At 69.1% G+C, this 15,573-nt stretch carries 13 protein-coding genes, 1 tRNA gene and 2 pseudogenes; 10 read left to right on the forward strand and 6 right to left on the reverse strand.

Features of this window, described 5'->3' with window-relative positions:
* Positions 1 to 508 precede the first annotated feature (508 nt).
* A pseudogene (locus ACTHLI_RS13470) lies at positions 509 to 1,450 on the reverse strand (integrase core domain-containing protein); the annotation flags it as partial.
* Between the two features lie 361 nt (positions 1,451 to 1,811).
* Here ACTHLI_RS13470 and ACTHLI_RS13475 point away from each other — a divergent pair.
* The 6 genes from ACTHLI_RS13475 to ACTHLI_RS13500 all read left to right on the forward strand — a co-directional run bounded on the left by ACTHLI_RS13475 (position 1,812) and on the right by ACTHLI_RS13500 (position 7,390).
* Entirely contained in the window at positions 1,812 to 3,284 is a 1,473-nt protein-coding gene (locus ACTHLI_RS13475; protein ID WP_440184608.1) for a permease, read from the forward strand.
* On the forward strand, positions 3,281 to 3,673 hold the full coding sequence (locus ACTHLI_RS13480; protein WP_440184610.1) for an ArsR/SmtB family transcription factor: 393 nt from the start codon (positions 3,281 to 3,283) through the stop codon (positions 3,671 to 3,673). Before ACTHLI_RS13475 ends, ACTHLI_RS13480 begins: the two co-directional genes overlap by 4 nt.
* Positions 3,673 to 4,365 carry a DUF4396 domain-containing protein gene (locus ACTHLI_RS13485; RefSeq protein ID WP_440184613.1) on the forward strand — a complete coding sequence of 231 codons (693 nt, stop codon included), beginning with the start codon at positions 3,673 to 3,675 and terminating at the stop codon, positions 4,363 to 4,365. Before ACTHLI_RS13480 ends, ACTHLI_RS13485 begins: the two co-directional genes overlap by 1 nt.
* Before the next feature lie 97 nt (positions 4,366 to 4,462).
* Entirely contained in the window at positions 4,463 to 4,888 is a 426-nt protein-coding gene (locus tag ACTHLI_RS13490) for a hypothetical protein (RefSeq protein WP_440184615.1), read from the forward strand.
* 75 nt (positions 4,889 to 4,963) lie between these two features.
* Complete coding sequence (locus ACTHLI_RS13495) at positions 4,964 to 5,605, forward strand: DUF305 domain-containing protein (protein WP_440184618.1); 642 nt, start codon at positions 4,964 to 4,966, stop codon at positions 5,603 to 5,605.
* Between the two features lie 276 nt (positions 5,606 to 5,881).
* The gene (locus ACTHLI_RS13500) at positions 5,882 to 7,390 is read left to right on the forward strand and encodes a multicopper oxidase family protein (protein WP_440184845.1); all 1,509 of its coding nucleotides are present in this window, start codon (positions 5,882 to 5,884) and stop codon (positions 7,388 to 7,390) included.
* A 113-nt stretch (positions 7,391 to 7,503) separates the two neighbouring features.
* Here the strand turns inward: ACTHLI_RS13500 and ACTHLI_RS13505 are convergent, their stop codons facing one another.
* Positions 7,504 to 8,946 carry a multicopper oxidase family protein gene (locus ACTHLI_RS13505; protein WP_440184620.1) on the reverse strand — a complete coding sequence of 481 codons (1,443 nt, stop codon included), beginning with the start codon at positions 8,944 to 8,946 and terminating at the stop codon, positions 7,504 to 7,506.
* The gene (locus tag ACTHLI_RS13510) at positions 8,943 to 9,173 is read right to left on the reverse strand and encodes a DUF1707 domain-containing protein (protein ID WP_440184848.1); all 231 of its coding nucleotides are present in this window, start codon (positions 9,171 to 9,173) and stop codon (positions 8,943 to 8,945) included. The genes ACTHLI_RS13505 and ACTHLI_RS13510 overlap by 4 nt, the downstream gene beginning before the upstream one ends.
* A gap of 755 nt (positions 9,174 to 9,928) precedes the next feature.
* Here ACTHLI_RS13510 and ACTHLI_RS13515 point away from each other — a divergent pair.
* Together ACTHLI_RS13515 and ACTHLI_RS13520 are read left to right on the forward strand one after the other, a co-directional pair.
* The gene (locus tag ACTHLI_RS13515) at positions 9,929 to 10,609 is read left to right on the forward strand and encodes a hypothetical protein (protein ID WP_440184623.1); all 681 of its coding nucleotides are present in this window, start codon (positions 9,929 to 9,931) and stop codon (positions 10,607 to 10,609) included.
* 531 nt (positions 10,610 to 11,140) lie between these two features.
* Positions 11,141 to 11,614 (forward strand): annotated as a pseudogene (locus ACTHLI_RS13520) (tyrosine-type recombinase/integrase); the annotation flags it as partial.
* 162 nt (positions 11,615 to 11,776) lie between these two features.
* On the opposite strand, the gene ACTHLI_RS13525 reads toward ACTHLI_RS13520, so the two are convergent.
* A tRNA-Ser gene (locus ACTHLI_RS13525) sits at positions 11,777 to 11,861 on the reverse strand.
* Positions 11,862 to 11,981: 120 nt separating this feature from the next.
* Here ACTHLI_RS13525 and ACTHLI_RS13530 point away from each other — a divergent pair.
* Positions 11,982 to 12,245: a hypothetical protein gene (locus ACTHLI_RS13530; RefSeq protein ID WP_440184626.1), complete on the forward strand. Its 264-nt coding sequence runs from the start codon at positions 11,982 to 11,984 to the stop codon at positions 12,243 to 12,245.
* A 74-nt stretch (positions 12,246 to 12,319) separates the two neighbouring features.
* Here the strand turns inward: ACTHLI_RS13530 and ACTHLI_RS13535 are convergent, their stop codons facing one another.
* Together ACTHLI_RS13535 and serS are read right to left on the reverse strand one after the other, a co-directional pair.
* On the reverse strand, positions 12,320 to 13,123 hold the full coding sequence (locus ACTHLI_RS13535) for an HAD family hydrolase (protein WP_440184629.1): 804 nt from the start codon (positions 13,121 to 13,123) through the stop codon (positions 12,320 to 12,322).
* Entirely contained in the window at positions 13,120 to 14,385 is a 1,266-nt protein-coding gene (gene serS, locus ACTHLI_RS13540; RefSeq protein ID WP_440184631.1) for a serine--tRNA ligase, read from the reverse strand. The genes ACTHLI_RS13535 and serS overlap by 4 nt, the downstream gene beginning before the upstream one ends.
* Positions 14,386 to 14,471: 86 nt before the next feature.
* Here serS and ACTHLI_RS13545 point away from each other — a divergent pair, with 86 nt between their 5' ends.
* Positions 14,472 to 15,506, forward strand: coding sequence for a diacylglycerol/lipid kinase family protein (locus ACTHLI_RS13545; RefSeq protein ID WP_440184634.1), 1,035 nt, complete (start codon positions 14,472 to 14,474; stop codon positions 15,504 to 15,506).
* The last annotated feature ends 67 nt before the right edge of the window (positions 15,507 to 15,573 follow it).

Consider the following 15,573-nt stretch of genomic DNA (forward strand, 5'->3'; position numbering starts at 1 on the left):
GGAACAACCAGCGGCTCCACTCCGAGCTCGACTACCGCACCCCGATCGAGGTCGAGCAAGCGTTCTACGCTGCCCTCGAATCAGCCCGGCCAGCACCCGCTGGCCAAAGGGAACGATAGGAACCGAACCCAGGCCGAATCAAGATGAGCACCTCAGATCGTGTGTGATGTCTCAGGACATCGGTGACAGTTCTGCGTCAGGACATCGGTGACACTTCGTGCGTCAGGACATCGGTGACAGTCAGAGCGTGCGGCGGGGTCCGCGGGGGCGGCCGCTGCCGACGTATTTGGTTCCCGGTGTCGGCCAGGGGTGCTCGATGACGAGGGTGCCCTGCTGGTCGAAGATCAGGAGGGCGGCGGGTTCTTCGAGCAGGTAGGCGAGTTGGCCGGCCAGGACGCGGCGGACCTGGAAGCGGACCTGCCGGGCCACGACGGTGCCGTTGACCCCGATCCCGGTGACCCTGAGGCCGTCGAACGCTGGGGCGGTCGGCGGCTGCGGGGCGCAGCCGCGGCTCGGCCTGGGGCGGGGCGGTCCAGGCCTGGGCCGGCGTGATGCGGCCGGGCAGGCCCTGGTGCGGGCGTTCGGTGTTGTAGGGCCGGTCGAAGGTGTCGACCTGCTGCTGCGGCTGCTCCAGCGTCTCGGCCAGGGGCTGCTTGTCGAGGTAGCGGAACAGGGTCCGGTGGAAGCGTTCGTTCTTGCCCTGGGTGGTCGGCTTGTAGGGCTTGCCGGTGATCGGCTCGATCCCGAGCGCGGTGAGGAAGACGACCAGCTGGCCCAGGACGCCGTGCCGGGATGGGTTCAGCGCGGCCCCGTTGTCACTGAGCAGCCGTTGCGGGACGCCGTGGGCTTGGATGCCCTTGCTGACGACCGCGATCGCCGCGGCGGGGGTCTCGCCCCAGGCGACATGGGAGGCGACGGCGCAGCGGGAGTGGTCGTCGATGAGCTGGAAGATCACGCATTTCCGGCCGCCGGTGAGCACGTACTCGGTCGCGTCCAGCTGCCAGCAGGCGTTCGGCGCCGGGTATACGAACCGGCGGTAGGACGCCCGTGGTCTCTTCCGCGGCTCGACCCGGGCGACGTTCGCGGCGCGGAAGATCCGGGTCAGCGAGGTGACCGAGGGCACCGGGGTCATGCCGAGTGCGGCCATCTTGTCGTGCACGCTGATCGGGCCGTGGTCCAGCCCCGAGGACTCCAACGCCGCGCGGACCCCGATCGCGGCCTCTGCCGCAGCAGGGTCGATCCGGGTCGGGCTGCTCCTCGGGCGACGTGAGCGTGGCTCCAGCGCCGCGGCCTGTCCCTCGAGCTCGGCGCGTCTGCGGATCGCGTAGAACGTCTTGCGCGCGATCCCGTGCTCCAGGCAGAACGTCGTCACCGCCCCGCGGGGCGCCTCCGGCGGCCACTGCGCGATGGCGAGACGGACACGAGGATCGACGGGCTCGACGCGAGGCATGCCCCACCGAAGTGGGCAGAACCGTCACCACCAAACCGGCCAGAACCGCCACCGATGTGTTGATGCCCGACTGTCACCGATGTCTTGAGACATAACAAGCACCTCAGATCGAGCACCTCAGTCGGCGGACACGTCTCATGACGTCTGTCGGGCGTCGCCTTCGAGCGCACCGGCGCGAGCGGCGCCAGGGAGGTTGGGCGCGGCATCTCGACCGGGGGGATCTGACTGCGTTCTGTGACTCTTGCCGCCCGATTGCGCGGCCCGTACCCGAGTCCTGCACCACCGCTCAACGTCTCCTGACAGTTCGCGATCCCTCTCCATCCGCTCGTCCGTACGGATATACGGTATTGCTGGAGGTCAGATGTTCGTGCTGCAACTGCTCGGCGAGGGGCTCGGCGAGGCTTTCACGATGTTCTGGCAAACGCTGTGGGCGCTCGTGCTTGGTTTCGCGTTGTCGGGTGCCGTCCAAGCGTTCGTCTCACGCACTCGCATGCAGCACTCGCTCGGGGATCATCGCCCCGCGACGCTGGTCAAGGCCTCAGTCTTCGGCGTCATCAGTTCGTCCTGCTCCTACGCTGCGTCCGCGCTGGCCAAGACGCTGTTCGTACGATCGGCGGACTTCACGACCTCGATGGTGTTCATGATCGCGAGCACGAACCTCGTCGTCGAACTCGGGATCGTGCTGTGGCTGTTGATCGGGTGGCAGTTTGCGCTGGCGGAGTTCGTCGGCGGCGCGATCATGATCCTGCTGCTGGGCGTCCTCCTGCCGCGACTCGTGCCGGCTGCTGCGGCGGACCAGGCACGCGCCCGTCTTGCCGCCGCGCAGCCGCCGGAGGGGGAGATGGAGGATACCGAGGTGGCCGAGGAGTCGCTCGGTCGACGGCTGCGATCCCGGGCCGGCTGGGCGGACGCAGCCGCCTATACGATCAGTGACCTCACGATGCTCCGCAAGGAGCTGCTGATCGGGTTCCTCGTCGCCGGGTACCTCAGCGCGCTGGTTCCGGCGTTCGTGTGGCAGTCGATCTTCTTCACCGGCCATGGCTTCTGGTCGTCGTTGGAGAACGTGCTCATCGCGCCGCTGATCGCCGTTCTGAGCTTCGTGTGCTCGGTCGGGAACGTGCCGCTCGCAGCCGCCCTGTGGCATGGCGGGATCAGCTTCGGCGGGGTCGTCGCGTTCGTGTTCGCCGATCTCATCACGCTGCCACTGCTGCTGATCTACCGGAAGTACTACGGCACCGCGATCACCATGCGGATCCTCGTGGCCTTCTGGGCCACGATGAGCGCCGCCGGCCTGGCGGTGGAGTACTTGTTCTCCTTGTTCCGGATACCCCTCCCTGCACCGACCGAGACCCGCACGACCGCGGGGATCGCGTGGGACCCGACGTCCTGGTTGAACATCGCCGCCCTGCTGCTGTTCGCGCTCCTGTACGCCCTCTACCGGACACGGACCGTCGAGGGGAGCAGGTACGCCAAAGACCCGGTGTGCGGGATGCAGGTCCAGCGCGCGAACGCGCCAGCCACCCGACAGGTCGACCATTCGACCCACTACTTCTGCTCGGACCACTGCGCGGCCCGATTCGACGCCGATCCCGGTCGCTTCACCGCTTCAGCCACTGACAACCCGCACGACCACGAAGGAGCAGCCATGCACCCCGAGCACCCATCCGCCGCGTCCGCGACCGATCCGATCTGCGGTATGACCGTTGACATCGCGACAGCCGAGTTCAGCGCCTCCCATAGTGGCGAGACCTACTACTTCTGCGGCGCCGGCTGTCGGAAGGCTTTCGCCTTGAACCCCGATGCGTTCGTCGGCGCTGACGCCGAGCGCTCGTGACTCCCGACCATGCGCACCCCATCGATCCGACGCGGGTCGCGCACGCCAGGACTCGACTGCCGACGCCTGATGAGACGGCACGTCTGACCGGGCTGCTGTCGATGATCGCCGACCCGGTCCGACTCCGCCTCGTGTACGCCCTCGATGTCGCCGAGGAGCTCTGTGTGGGCGATCTCGCCCTCGCGCTCGAAGTCTCGGAGGACGCGGTGTCCTACGGGCTCCGCCTCCTGCGCTCGGCCGGTCTGGTCACCACCCGTCGCGCCGGCCGCATCGTCTACAACCGACTCGCGGCCGACTTCCCTCCTCCGCTGCGAGATCACTGCCTCCGCCAGCTCGTCGCGCTCACCTACTCCGAAGACGAAGCGCGATCGACTGAGGATCCCCGCTGATGCCTGCACCGTGGCTCGTGACGGTCGCATGGATCGCACTCGCGCTCGGCATCGGCTCCGCGTTGCTCATCGCCGTCGACGTCTTCGTGCGCGGATACCGGCTGAAGATGCCGATCATGAACGCCGTCTGGCCGATCACCGGCCTCTACTTCGGACCGGCAGCTGTCTGGGGATACCTGCGCTTCGGGCGGCCCACCAGCCGCAAATGGCTCACGCTGCACGGCCTCGACGACCCGCCCTCGAAGCCTGGCTGGGCGACTATCGCCGTCGGAGTGAGCCATTGCGGCGCCGGCTGCACTCTGGGCGACATCGGCGCCGAGTTCACAGTGGCGGCGCTCGGTCTGAGCGTCGCGGGCACCGCGCTGCCGTTCGAGTACGTCGGTGACTACATCGCCGCTGTCGCGCTGGGGCTGCTGTTCCAGTTCTTCGCGATAGCCCCGATGCGTGGCCTCGGTGTCCGGGATGGGATCAAAGCGGCAGCGAAGGCCGACATCCTGTCGCTGTCTGCGTTCGAGGTGGGGTTGTTTGGCTGGATGGCCCTGATGGCCTTCGTCTTCTTCCCTGACCCGCATCTCACGCCCGCATCACCGGTGTACTGGTTCTTGATGCAGATCGGGATGATCATCGGGTTCGGAACCGCATGGCCGGCCAACGTCTGGCTGATCAAGCGCGGCGTCAAGGAGGCGATGTGATCGCCGCATCGCGCAGCGGATCTCACGAATGCACGGGCGTCGCCGCACCAGCCGAGACGAACTGCCGTATTCTCACTCCTCCTCTGGACCTCGTGAGGTGATCAGCGTGCTGACAGTGGGTGATCGACGCGTGCGCGCGGCGCTGCTCGCCGTCCTCGTCCTCGGCGCCCTCCTGCTGGGCATCACCGCAATGCACGCGTCGATGGTCTCCGACGGCGCCATGCACGGCTCGAGCCAGATGGCAGCGACTGGTCACGACGCGCAAGCATCGACGTCGGCAACAGTGTCGGCCTTCTCTGGTAGCTCGCCTTCCGGCGGAAGCATGGACCTGATGGATTGCCTGCTGGTCGGGATGGTCTGCTTCCTCACCGCGATCGGCATCGTGCTGCTCGCTGTCGCCTTGACGCGGCTTCGGTCAGTGCTTCGTTCTCGGGGGCTCACGCGCGCCCCTGCGATATCCGTTCGGGCGTTGCGTCCCCCCGATCCGCCCTCGCTCCTCGTTCTCTCGATCTGCCGGACCTGATCGGTCGTCCGGCCGAGCCGTCGTGCTCGGCACAGCGACGCCCCTCACGCCCGACTGATCGATTGGAACAGAACGATGATGAAGACCCGCCTGACTGCTGCCCTCGCGCTGGCTGGCAGCACCACTGTCCTGCTGGCTGCGTGCTCGACCGGGAATGCCTCCGGTGGGATGGACGGCATGAGCGGCATGGACCACTCCGGCGCCAGCATGTCCGCCACCGCAAGCCCCAGCAGCTCCGCGTCCTCCGCGCACAACTCGCAGGACGTCTCCTTCTCCCAGGGCATGGCGATGCACCACCAGCAGGCCATCGAGATGAGCGACCTGTTGCTCAAGAAGCAGGGGGTCGACCCGCGCGTCAGCTCTCTCGCGACTTCCATAAAGAGCGCTCAGCAGCCCGAGATCGATGAGATGAACGGGTGGCTGTCGAGCTGGGGCGAGCAGACCGTCTCCGGCTCGATGAGCGGGATGGACATGGGCGGCACCGGAAACGGCATGATGAGCGCCGCCGACATGGCAGCACTCAAGGACGCCTCGGGAGCAAAGGCGTCCTCGCTCTTCCTCGGCCAGATGATCCAGCACCACAACGGTGCGATCGAGATGGCGAGGACCGAGGTGAGCGGCGGTAAGAACCCGGCCGCGATCGGGCTCGCGAAGAAGATCATCACCGATCAGGCCGCGCAGATCACCCAGATGAAGCAGCTGCTCAAGACGGTCTGAGCCCCGGGCATCGCCCGACCCGTCCGCCGAGCCTGACCCGCAGCACGGCGGCATCCCGACCAGGGTGCCGCCGTGCTGCCCAGGAACACGATCGGGGAACGCACCGCTCGTCTCACGGACCACGATCGGCCCGCTGTCCGCTACTCGGGATCCCTCGCGCTGATCCGTCCGACGGCAGTCGGCTCGCGCGACTACCTCGTTCCGGCTGCTTCCCCGCCCTCCCTCAACCCATCCCCGACCTTCGCCCTCGTACTCCAGGAGTCACCACCCATGCCCATGCCCACGCCCTCGCCGCAGAACCCGATCAGCCGCAGAGCACTGCTCGGCAGCGGCCTCACCGCCGCCGGCCTCGCAGCATTGTCCGCGTGCAGCGCCGACCCCACCAGCCCAGCTCTCGTCGCGCCGACGGGGCGCGCGGTGGCCGCCGCTGAGCGAGCCCGACGATCCACAGGTGTCGTCCGGACCGCGACACTCCGCGCGCAGCAGACCACCATCGATCTGGCAGGTAGCACATCGCCGACCTGGTCCTACGGCACCGTTCCCGCACCGCTCATCCGAGCGAACGCGGGAGATACCGTCCGAGCGACGTTGCACAACCAACTGGACGTCCCGACCTCGGTGCACTGGCACGGTGTCGCGATTCGAAACGACATGGACGGGGTCCCGCCGATCACGCAGCCCGCGGTGCAACCCGGGCACCGATTCACCTACGACTTCATCGCCGAGCACCCCGGCACCTACTGGTTCCACCCGCACGTCGGCACGCAGATCGACCGCGGCCTGTACGGAGCACTGATCGTCGACGACCCGAGCGAGCCGGGGCGCTACGACGCCGAGTGGGTCATCGTCCTGGACGACTGGCTCGACACCGCTCCCGAGGCGGTCCTGCAACAACTCAGCAAGGGCATGTCCCCGATGGGCGGGATGGCCGGGATGACCATGCGGGACGGGAACATGCTCATGGGAGCCGAGTCGTCGCTGCTCAAGGGCGACGCCGGCGACGTGTTCTACCCCCGGTACCTCATCAACGGCCACCCGACCAACGACCCCGCGACCTTCCGCTCCAAGCCCGGAGATCGGGTCCGCATCCGACTCATCAACGCCGGCGGTGACACCGCCTTCCGGGTCGCGCTCGGCGGCCATGCGTTGACCGTGACCCACACCGACGGCTATCCCGTCGAGCCGGTCGAGGTGGACAGCATCCTGCTCGGCATGGGTGAACGCTACGACGCGATCGTCACGCTCACATCAGGCGTGTTCCCGCTGGTCGCATCCGCAGAAGGAAAGGGGGCCGCGGGCTTCGCGGTCGTCCGAACCGCGTCCGGACGTGCACCCAGCCCGACCCACTCGATCCCCGAGCTCGGCGGACGCGTCGCACAGGCCGCCGATCTCCACGCGGCGACCTCGGTCCGGCTGCCCGACCAACGCCTTGACCGCACGATCACTCTGACGATGACGGGCTCCATGGACAAGTACGACTGGGCGATCAACGGACAACGGTTCGACCACGAGGCGCCGCTCCGGAACGCCGAAACGATCCGCACAGGGGAGCGCATCCGACTCCGCTTCGCCAATCGCACCACGATGTGGCACCCGATGCACCTCCACGGTCACACCTATCAGCACACCGGCGGAGGACCGAGGAAAGACACCTCGATCGTGCTGCCTGGCCAGACCGTGACCGTTGACTTCGACGCGGACAACCCAGGGCGGTGGATCACCCACTGCCACAACATCTACCACGCAGAGGCGGGAATGATGGCCGTCCTCGCGTACACCGCATGACCTGCCCGGGAAGTCACCTGCCCCGCGATCGAGGACGTCTGCAGAAAACGCGCCGACACCGCGGTGACGAGCATCGCATCGGCATCACGAGTACGACGAGCGCCATCGCAGTCTCAGGCGCCGAGTACCACGCCCATCATCCCGGCGTCCTCGTGATCGAGGATGTGGCAGTGATAGACCGTGCGGCCAGGGAAATCCTGGAACGCGATCCGCACCCGGACGCTGCCGTGCGCCGGCACGTTCACCACGTCCCGCCACACCGGGCTCGCCCCATCCGTCAGTACCTGCATCGGCCATACGTGCAGATGGAAGGGGTGATCCATCGGGCTGGCGTTCACCAGGGTCCACTCCTCCACCGCGCCCATGCGTACGCGGGTGTCCACGCGGCTCGGGTCGAACGCGCGCCCGTCGATCGTGAGGGACATCCCGGACATCCCACCCATCCCCATCGCGAACGTGAGCTGCCGCTTCGCCGTGACCGCCGCGGTTCGCAGATCGCGCGCGGGCGGCGATGACGGGATGGGGGACGCCGCAGCGACCGGACGCCCGTCGACCGTGAGCGTGGCGAGATGGACGGTCTGCTGGTTGGGCTGCGCTCCTGCTCCCATCATCCCGCCCGTGCCCCCCCGGTCGACAGGGAGCGTCCAGAGGCTGTTCGTGCCGGACTGTGCGGTGACGAGGAGATCGGCGCGGTTTCCGGGGGAGAGGACCACCTCGCTGACGTCGGTGGGCCCGGTGCTCCGACCCGCGTCTATCGCCAGCAGCTGCAGGCGCTGCCCGTCGAGTCGCAGCCGCAGGACGCGAGCCGCGCAGGCGTTCACGATCCGCCACCGTTCCCGCTCACCCGGGCGGGCCGTCAGGTGCGGTGTGACCTGCCCGTTCACGAGGACCGAGGAGCCCTCGCGGCCGAGGATCCGCTCGCTCGCCGAGGCCGGCGCGGGGTGCCCGTCGGGTCCGATCGTGATGTCGGAGATGACGAGCACGCGTTCGCGCGCGGCGGGGACAGGGACCGGATCCTCGACGACGATTGCGCCGTACAGGCCGGCGAACACCTGATCCGCGACCGAACCGTGGTGATGCGGGTGGTACCAGAAGGTGCCGGGCGCATGGTCCGCGGGCAGCCGGTACTCGTACTGGAAGTCGCCGCCGGGCTCCACCGAGATGAACACGTTGTCGGAGTTCCCGCCCGGGGCGACGTGCAGCCCATGCACGTGCAGATTCGTCGGCTCCGACAACCGATTGCGCAACCGCACACGCAGCCGGTCGCCGGCACGCACGCGCAGGGTGGGTCCAGGAACCCCGCCCTCGAAAGCCCAGACCGTCGCCGACCGCCCGGCGATCACGGTCGACGTCTCGGCCGCGGTCAGGTCGACATCCAGCAGACCTCGGCTGGCGGTGCGGACGGGCGGCTGCACGAAGTCCACGCCCGACCGCACCGGCCCCGGCGCCCCCGCGCCGCCCGGCGCGGTGAGGATCAGGCCGGTGACCCCGGCAGCCACGCTCGCCGAGCCGATACCGCCGAGCAGCAGCGCCTCGCGACGCGTCACCGGACTCACGAGGAGGCCTCGCTCAGCGCGCGCACGCGTTCCTCGTACTCCTCGGTCGTGAGCTCACCGCGGGCGAACCGCTCGTCGAGCAGTCGTCGAGCAGCACTGCGCCCGGTCACGCCGGGGCGCCCGGCACGGGCGGCGACTACCCGGACGACGAGCACCACGAGCAGGACGACACCGACGAGCACGAGCCCCCACAGCCACCATCCGCCGCCGAACCAGCCGAACATCATCACCGCATCTACTCCTTCCCTGGCTTCAGCCCTCAACCGAAGCGATCCCCCAACGTCTCGCCCAGAGGCGAACTGCCCTGCTGGGGGCAAAGCCTCGATCGCTGTCCTTCTGGCGTACCCACACGATACCCGCCGGGGTATATTTTTTTCTTCGCTCAGCAATTCATGTGGACCACTGATCGACGGGAAAGCGCGTTCCCCCTTGCTACCGACGGGAGGTCGCGCACCGAGTTGGTGCAGCTGATCGGCTCGCAGCGGTAGCCGGTGGCTCGGTCCCGTAGAGGAACGGCCCGTCGATGGCGCGATGTCGCCGGCACCTCGACGCGACGTTCGGCCCGAGGCCCCTCGCTGGCCCCGTCGTTCGTGCCGTCGTTCAGGATGCTGGGGCCGGCGACGGGTTTCGTCCGGTTTGCCCTGTCCTGGCCTGCCACCTCCGCGGTGCGGCTTCCGAACCACCCTCACACAGCTTAAAAGCGTGCTGAGTGAGGGTGGTTCGGAAGTGCAGGTGGCAGGCCAGGACAGGGCAAAAGCAAAAAAGCAGAAAGAAGTTGGGAGGTAGGAGAGCGGAGTGTGGGGGAAACGAGTTGTGTCGGTGTGTCACATGAACTGACGGGAGGTGGCGGGAACGGCGTAGGAGTGGTGCTGTCGGTGGGCGGTGTTCTCGTTCGGGAAGCGGACGAGGGGCTGAATCGGGGAAGGCAGCGGGTGGCGGGATGGTGCGGACGGTAGGCCGGGGTGCGCGGACGGTGTGGGTGATGCCGCGGGACGAGCAGATGATGGTTTGGTTCCAGATCGTGCGGATCGCGAACGTGCAGTCCGTCCGCTGGGTGCTCGGGACCTTGAACGGTCAGGACGGGCCGGTGTCGGTGCGGCGGGCGCAGGCCTGGTGTGCGCGGATGGAGACCGCCGGGCTCCTCGACCGGGCACAGCTCGGCGGCCCGGGTGGGTCGTTGGTGTGGGCGACGTACGCGGGGACCGGGATGGGGAAGCCGAGCCTGTATCGGCAGACGACCCGGCACGAGGTCGCCGTCGCTGCGGCGTCGGCGCGGTATGCGACCGCCGGGTACGCGTGGCAGCGGGACGAGAAGCCTGCCTACGCCGGCGGGCACCAGGCGGACGGGGTCGCGCTCGGACACGAGTGGGTCGAGTTGATCGAGGTCGAGCTGACCCCGAAACGGTTCCCCCGGTACGTGTCGATCTTCCACGCCTTCAGCCGACGCTTCGCCGCCGGTGAGATGTCCGCGGTCACATACCTGTGCAACCAGGAGAGCGCGCGAGCGGTCCGTGACGCGCTCACCTCGCTACCGATCGGCCGGACGATCGCCGATCGCGTCACGGTCCACGAGGTGTACGACCAAGCCGGGCTCTGGCTCGACGAGGCGCCACCGAAATGGCTGCCGCCCGCTCGAGCACGCAGCTATCGAAAGGACAGGTAGATGGCGACCGTCACGGCCTACGACACGGCTGCGGGGAAGCGGTACCGGGTTCGTTACCGCAAGCCGGACCACTCTCAGACGGACAAGCGCGGTTTCCGGACGAAGCGCGAGGCGGAGCTATTCGCCGCTTCGGTGCAGGTGGCGATGGCCCGCGGCGAGTTCGTGGATGCGACCGAGGCACGCCAGCCGATCGGCCCACTCGGCACGAGATGGTTGACACAGCAATCGCACCTCAAGCCGTCGTCATTGCGGGTGCTCGAGATCGCGTGGCGGCTGCAGGTCGAACCACGGTGGGGCACCACGGCGGTATCCGATGTGCGGTACAGCGACGTGCGTGCGTGGGTCACCGAGATGAGCGAGCGACGCAGCGCGACTGTCGTCATCCGAGCCTACGGGGTCCTCGCCGCGATCCTCGATGTCGCGGTCCGGGACCGGCGGATCCTCTCCAACCCGGCTCGCGGGGTGAAAATGCCGCGGAAGGGCAAGAAGGCGCACACGTACCTCTCGCACGACCAGGTGAGCGAACTCGCGATGGCGGCCGGCGATTTAGGGCCGCTCATCCTCGTGCTGGCGTACTGCGGACTGCGGTGGGGTGAGGCCACCGGACTTCGTGTCCTGGACGTCGACCCGGCGCGTCGCCGGCTCAACGTGCGGCAGAACGCTGTCCAGGTCGGCGATCGCATCATCGTGGGCACGCCGAAGTCGCACAAGCAACGGTCGGTGCCGTTCCCGGCCTCCCTCTCCCCCGCTATCGCGCGGGCGTGCGCGGACAAGGGCGACGACGACCTCGTGTTCCCCGGACTCGACGGCGATTACCTCCGACGCGTACACGGCCCCGGCAAGGGCTGGTTCTGGAACGCTGTGGTGGCATCCGGCGTGCCGCACCTGACGCTGCACGACCTGCGACACACGGCCGCGAGCCTCGCCATCCGGTCAGGGGCGAACGTGAAGGCGGTGCAGCGGATGCTCGGCCACGCGTCCGCGGCGATGACGCTCGACGTCTACGCCGACCTGTTCGACGACGATCTGGACGCTGTCGCCATCCGCCTCGATGAGGATCTGGCGCGCACGAGTGTGGGCAAAATGTGGGCAAACACGGATTTCAGGCCGAGTAAATCAGCCACGAAATCAGGTCACAACCAGGCGAAACACCGCATCGAAGGCGAGCGGAGGGCGTGGGATTCGAACCCACGGAGCATTGCTGCTCACCGGTTTTCAAGACCGGGTCCATCGGCCGCTCGGACAGCCCTCCAGGACCCCGAGGTTACCGTCGCCGCGCCTCCGGGGGCCGCCCGCGGCAGAAGGGGCGGTGCGCGGCGCCCCGATTGCCGCGGGGGACCCCTGGAGCGCGTGGAGGCGCATCATTGTGAGCATGGCCGCGCGAGGGCAGGTCCGGATGACGCCTGATGAGGCGCAGCGCATCCGTGCGCAGGACGCGGCCGGCCGCCTCGACCACGACGATCCCGAGGTGCGGCGCGTGCTCGAGGAGGCGAACCGCATCTCGGTGCGCGCGCACGTCTACGGGCGCGACGCGGCCGCTCGGCGGACGACGCGGGCGTCGTTGCTCGTCGTCGCGGGAGGCGCAGCGCTGTACGCGGGCGGCCTCGCGCTGCACTTCCTGCTGCTGCGGCACTAGATCGACGTCGTGTCCCTCTTTCGACGGGGCGCGGCGTCGAAAGAGGGACAGGACGTCGATCTGGGCCGGCGGGGCTACGGGAGGGTGTCGAGGACCCGCGCGAGGCCGTCGTCGCGGACCGGTCGCGTCGTCTCGCTCGCGGCCGCGACGACGTCGGAGGGGGCCTGCCCCATCGCGATACCGCGGGCGGCCCACTCGAGCATGTCGATGTCGTTCCGCCCGTCGCCGACGGCCATCGTGCGCTCGGCGGGGACGTCGAGCTCGGACCGCACCCACTCCATCGCGGTCGCCTTGTTCACGCCGTCCGGCGCGATGTCGAGCCAGGCGGTCCACCCGATCGCGTAGCTGACGCGCTGCAGCCCCATCTGCTCCACGACGCCCAGGAACTCCTCGACCGCGTGGCTCGGCGAGATGACGACGACCCGCGTCGCGCGGACCGTGAGCAGCTCCTCGAACGGGACCTCCTCGCTGCCGGGGCTCATCGCCGACTCGGGGAAGCGCGGGGTGTAGCGGAACCGCCCCTCCGCGTCCTCGACCGCATACCGGGCGTCCGACAGCGCGCCTGAGATCGTGGTGAGCACCTCCGTCGGGTCGAAGGTCTCGATGCGGGCCCGGCCGTATCCCTCGCGGCCGTCACCGTCCCGCTCCAGGGTCACGGCCCCGTTCGAGCACACGAGGAACCGGGGTGCGACGCCGAGCTCCGTGAGCACCGGGATCGTGGACGCGGCCGATCGGCCGGTCGCGAGCATCACCTCATGCCCGCGCGCGTCCGCGTGCTGCACGGACCGCCGGACCGCGTCGGAGAGGAACCCGTCCTCGTGCAGCACCGTGCCGTCCACGTCGAGCCCGACGAGCCAGCCTCCCGGCCCGAGCGTCATCCGAGCGGCTCGAGCACGTCGAGACCACCGAGGAACGGGCGGAGCACCTCCGGCACGACGACGGAGCCGTCGGCCCGCTGGTGCGTCTCCAGGATCGCGGCGATCCACCGCGTGGTGGCGAGCGTGCCGTTCAGCGTCGCGACCGGAGCGGTGCGGCCGCTCTCGGTCCGGTGCCGGATCGCCAGTCGCCGCGCCTGGTACGTGGTGCAGTTGGAGGTGGACGTCAGCTCGCGGTACGTGCCCTGCGTGGGGATCCACGCCTCCACGTCGAACTTCCGGGCGGCGGAGGAGCCGAGGTCGCCGGCGGCCGTGTCGATGACGCGGTAGGCGAGACCGAGGTCCGTCATCATCCGCTCCTGCATCGCGAGCAGGCGCGCGTGCTCCTGCTCCGCGTCCGCCGGGTCGACGTACGAGAACATCTCGAGCTTGTCGAACTGGCGCGTGCGGATGATGCCGCGGGTGTCCTTGCCTGCGCTGCCGGCCTCGAGGCGGTAGCAGGTCGACCAGCCCGCGTACCGGAGGGGTCCGTCGGACAGGTCGATGATCTCGTCGGCGTGATAGCCGGCGAGCGCGACCTCGCTGGTGCCGGTGAGGTACAGGTCCTCCGACTCGACCTTGTACACCGCGTCGGAGTGCGCATCGAGGAAGCCCGTGCCCCGCATGATCTCGGGCTTCACGAGCGTCGGGGTGATGAGCGGCACGAACGCGGCCTCGAGCGCACGGTCGAGCGCGAGGTTCATCAGCGCGAGCTCGAGACGGGCGCCCACGCCGCGGAGGTAGGAGAAGCGCGTTCCCGAGACCTTCGCGCCGCGCGCCATGTCGATCGCGCCGAGCAGCTCGCCGATCTCGAGGTGGTCCCGGGGCTCGAAGTCGAACGCGGGGATCGTGCCGACCTCGCGGAGGACGACGTAGTCGTCCTCGCCACCCTCCGGCACCCCCGCGAGCACGACGTTGGGGATGGCCGCCACCGCCTGCTCCGCGGCGGCCTCGGCCTCGCTCGAGCGCTCGGCCGCGGCCTTCACGGCGGCCGCGAGGTCCTTGACCTGGGCGAGCAACGCCGGCTTCTCCTCGCGGGAGGCGACGGCGACGCGCTTCCCGAACGCGTTCTGCTCGGCCCGGAGCCGTTCGAACTCCGCGATCGCGTCCCGCCTCGCGGCGTCCGCCTCAGCCGCCTTCGCGACGAGCCCGACATCCGCGCCGCGGGCGCGCTGCGACGCCTCGACGACCTCCGGAGCCGCGCGCAGCAGCTGCGGATCGATCACGCCGTCAGCCTATGCGCGCACCCGTGCGGGCACGTTCTCATACGGCTTCCAGCTGATGCACTGAAAGTACTCAGTACCGTTCTCCCATGCCGGATACCCCTGACCCGTCCGCCGCCTTCGCCGCGGTCGTGTTCAACCCCGTGAAGGTGGACGAGGGGAAGCTCCGCGGCTTCGTCGAGCAGGCGCAGCGCGACGCGGGGTGGGCCGAGAGCCGCTGGTACCCGACCTCGGTCGAGGACCCGGGCGTCGGTCAGGCGCGGCAGGCCGTCCAGGACGGCGCCGCGGTCGTCATGGCCGCAGGCGGTGACGGCACGATCCGGGCCGTGTCGGAGGGGCTGGGGGACGGCGATGTGCCCATCGCCCTGCTGCCGTCCGGCACCGGCAACCTGCTGGCCCGCAACCTCCGGCTCTCCCTCGACCGGCTCGAGGAGTCCGTGCGTACCGCGTTCACCGGGGTGGACCGGCGCATCGACCTCGGGGTCGTGGACCTCGAGCGCGAGGACGGCGGCCGGGACTCGCACGCCTTCGTGGTCATGGCCGGGCTCGGCATCGACGCCGCAATGATCGCGAACACGGATCCCGAGCTGAAGAAGCGGGTCGGCTGGCTGGCGTACGTGGGCGGGATCGCGCAGGCGCTGCGCGGGCCGAACGCGGTGCGCCTCCGGTTCCAGCTCGACGACGAGCCGCCCAGGTCCGTGCGGGTGAACACCGTGCTGATCGGCAACTGCGGCCTGCTGACCGGCAACATCCTCCTGCTGCCCGAGGCCGCCGTCGACGACGGGATCTTCGACATCGTCGCGCTGCGACCGGAGGGCCTGCTCGGCTGGATTCAGATCGCCTGGAAGGTGCTCTGGGAGAACGGCGTGATGCGCCGCAGCGAGATGGGTCGGAAGATCCTGAGCAAGACGAAGGAGGTGCGGACGCTGCGCTACCTGAAGGGCAAGGAGGTGGTCTTCCGCACCGAGACGCCCCAGCAGTTCCAGCTCGACGGCGACGCCATGGGCGAGGTCGTCGCCGTGCGGGCGCGGGTGCGGCCGGAGGCGCTCGTCATCCGGATCCCCGCGACGGAGGCGGACAGCCTCCCGGCGTCGGAGGCGGCGAAGCAGGCGCAAGCGGCCTGACGCGGCCCGCCCGATCGGCGCATCCGGCGAAGGGGCGCTCGCTGCACCATCCGCCCGGCGCGCCGCT

It is taken from the genome of Amnibacterium sp. (assembly GCF_051956055.1).
Lineage (GTDB): Bacteria > Actinomycetota > Actinomycetes > Actinomycetales > Microbacteriaceae > Amnibacterium.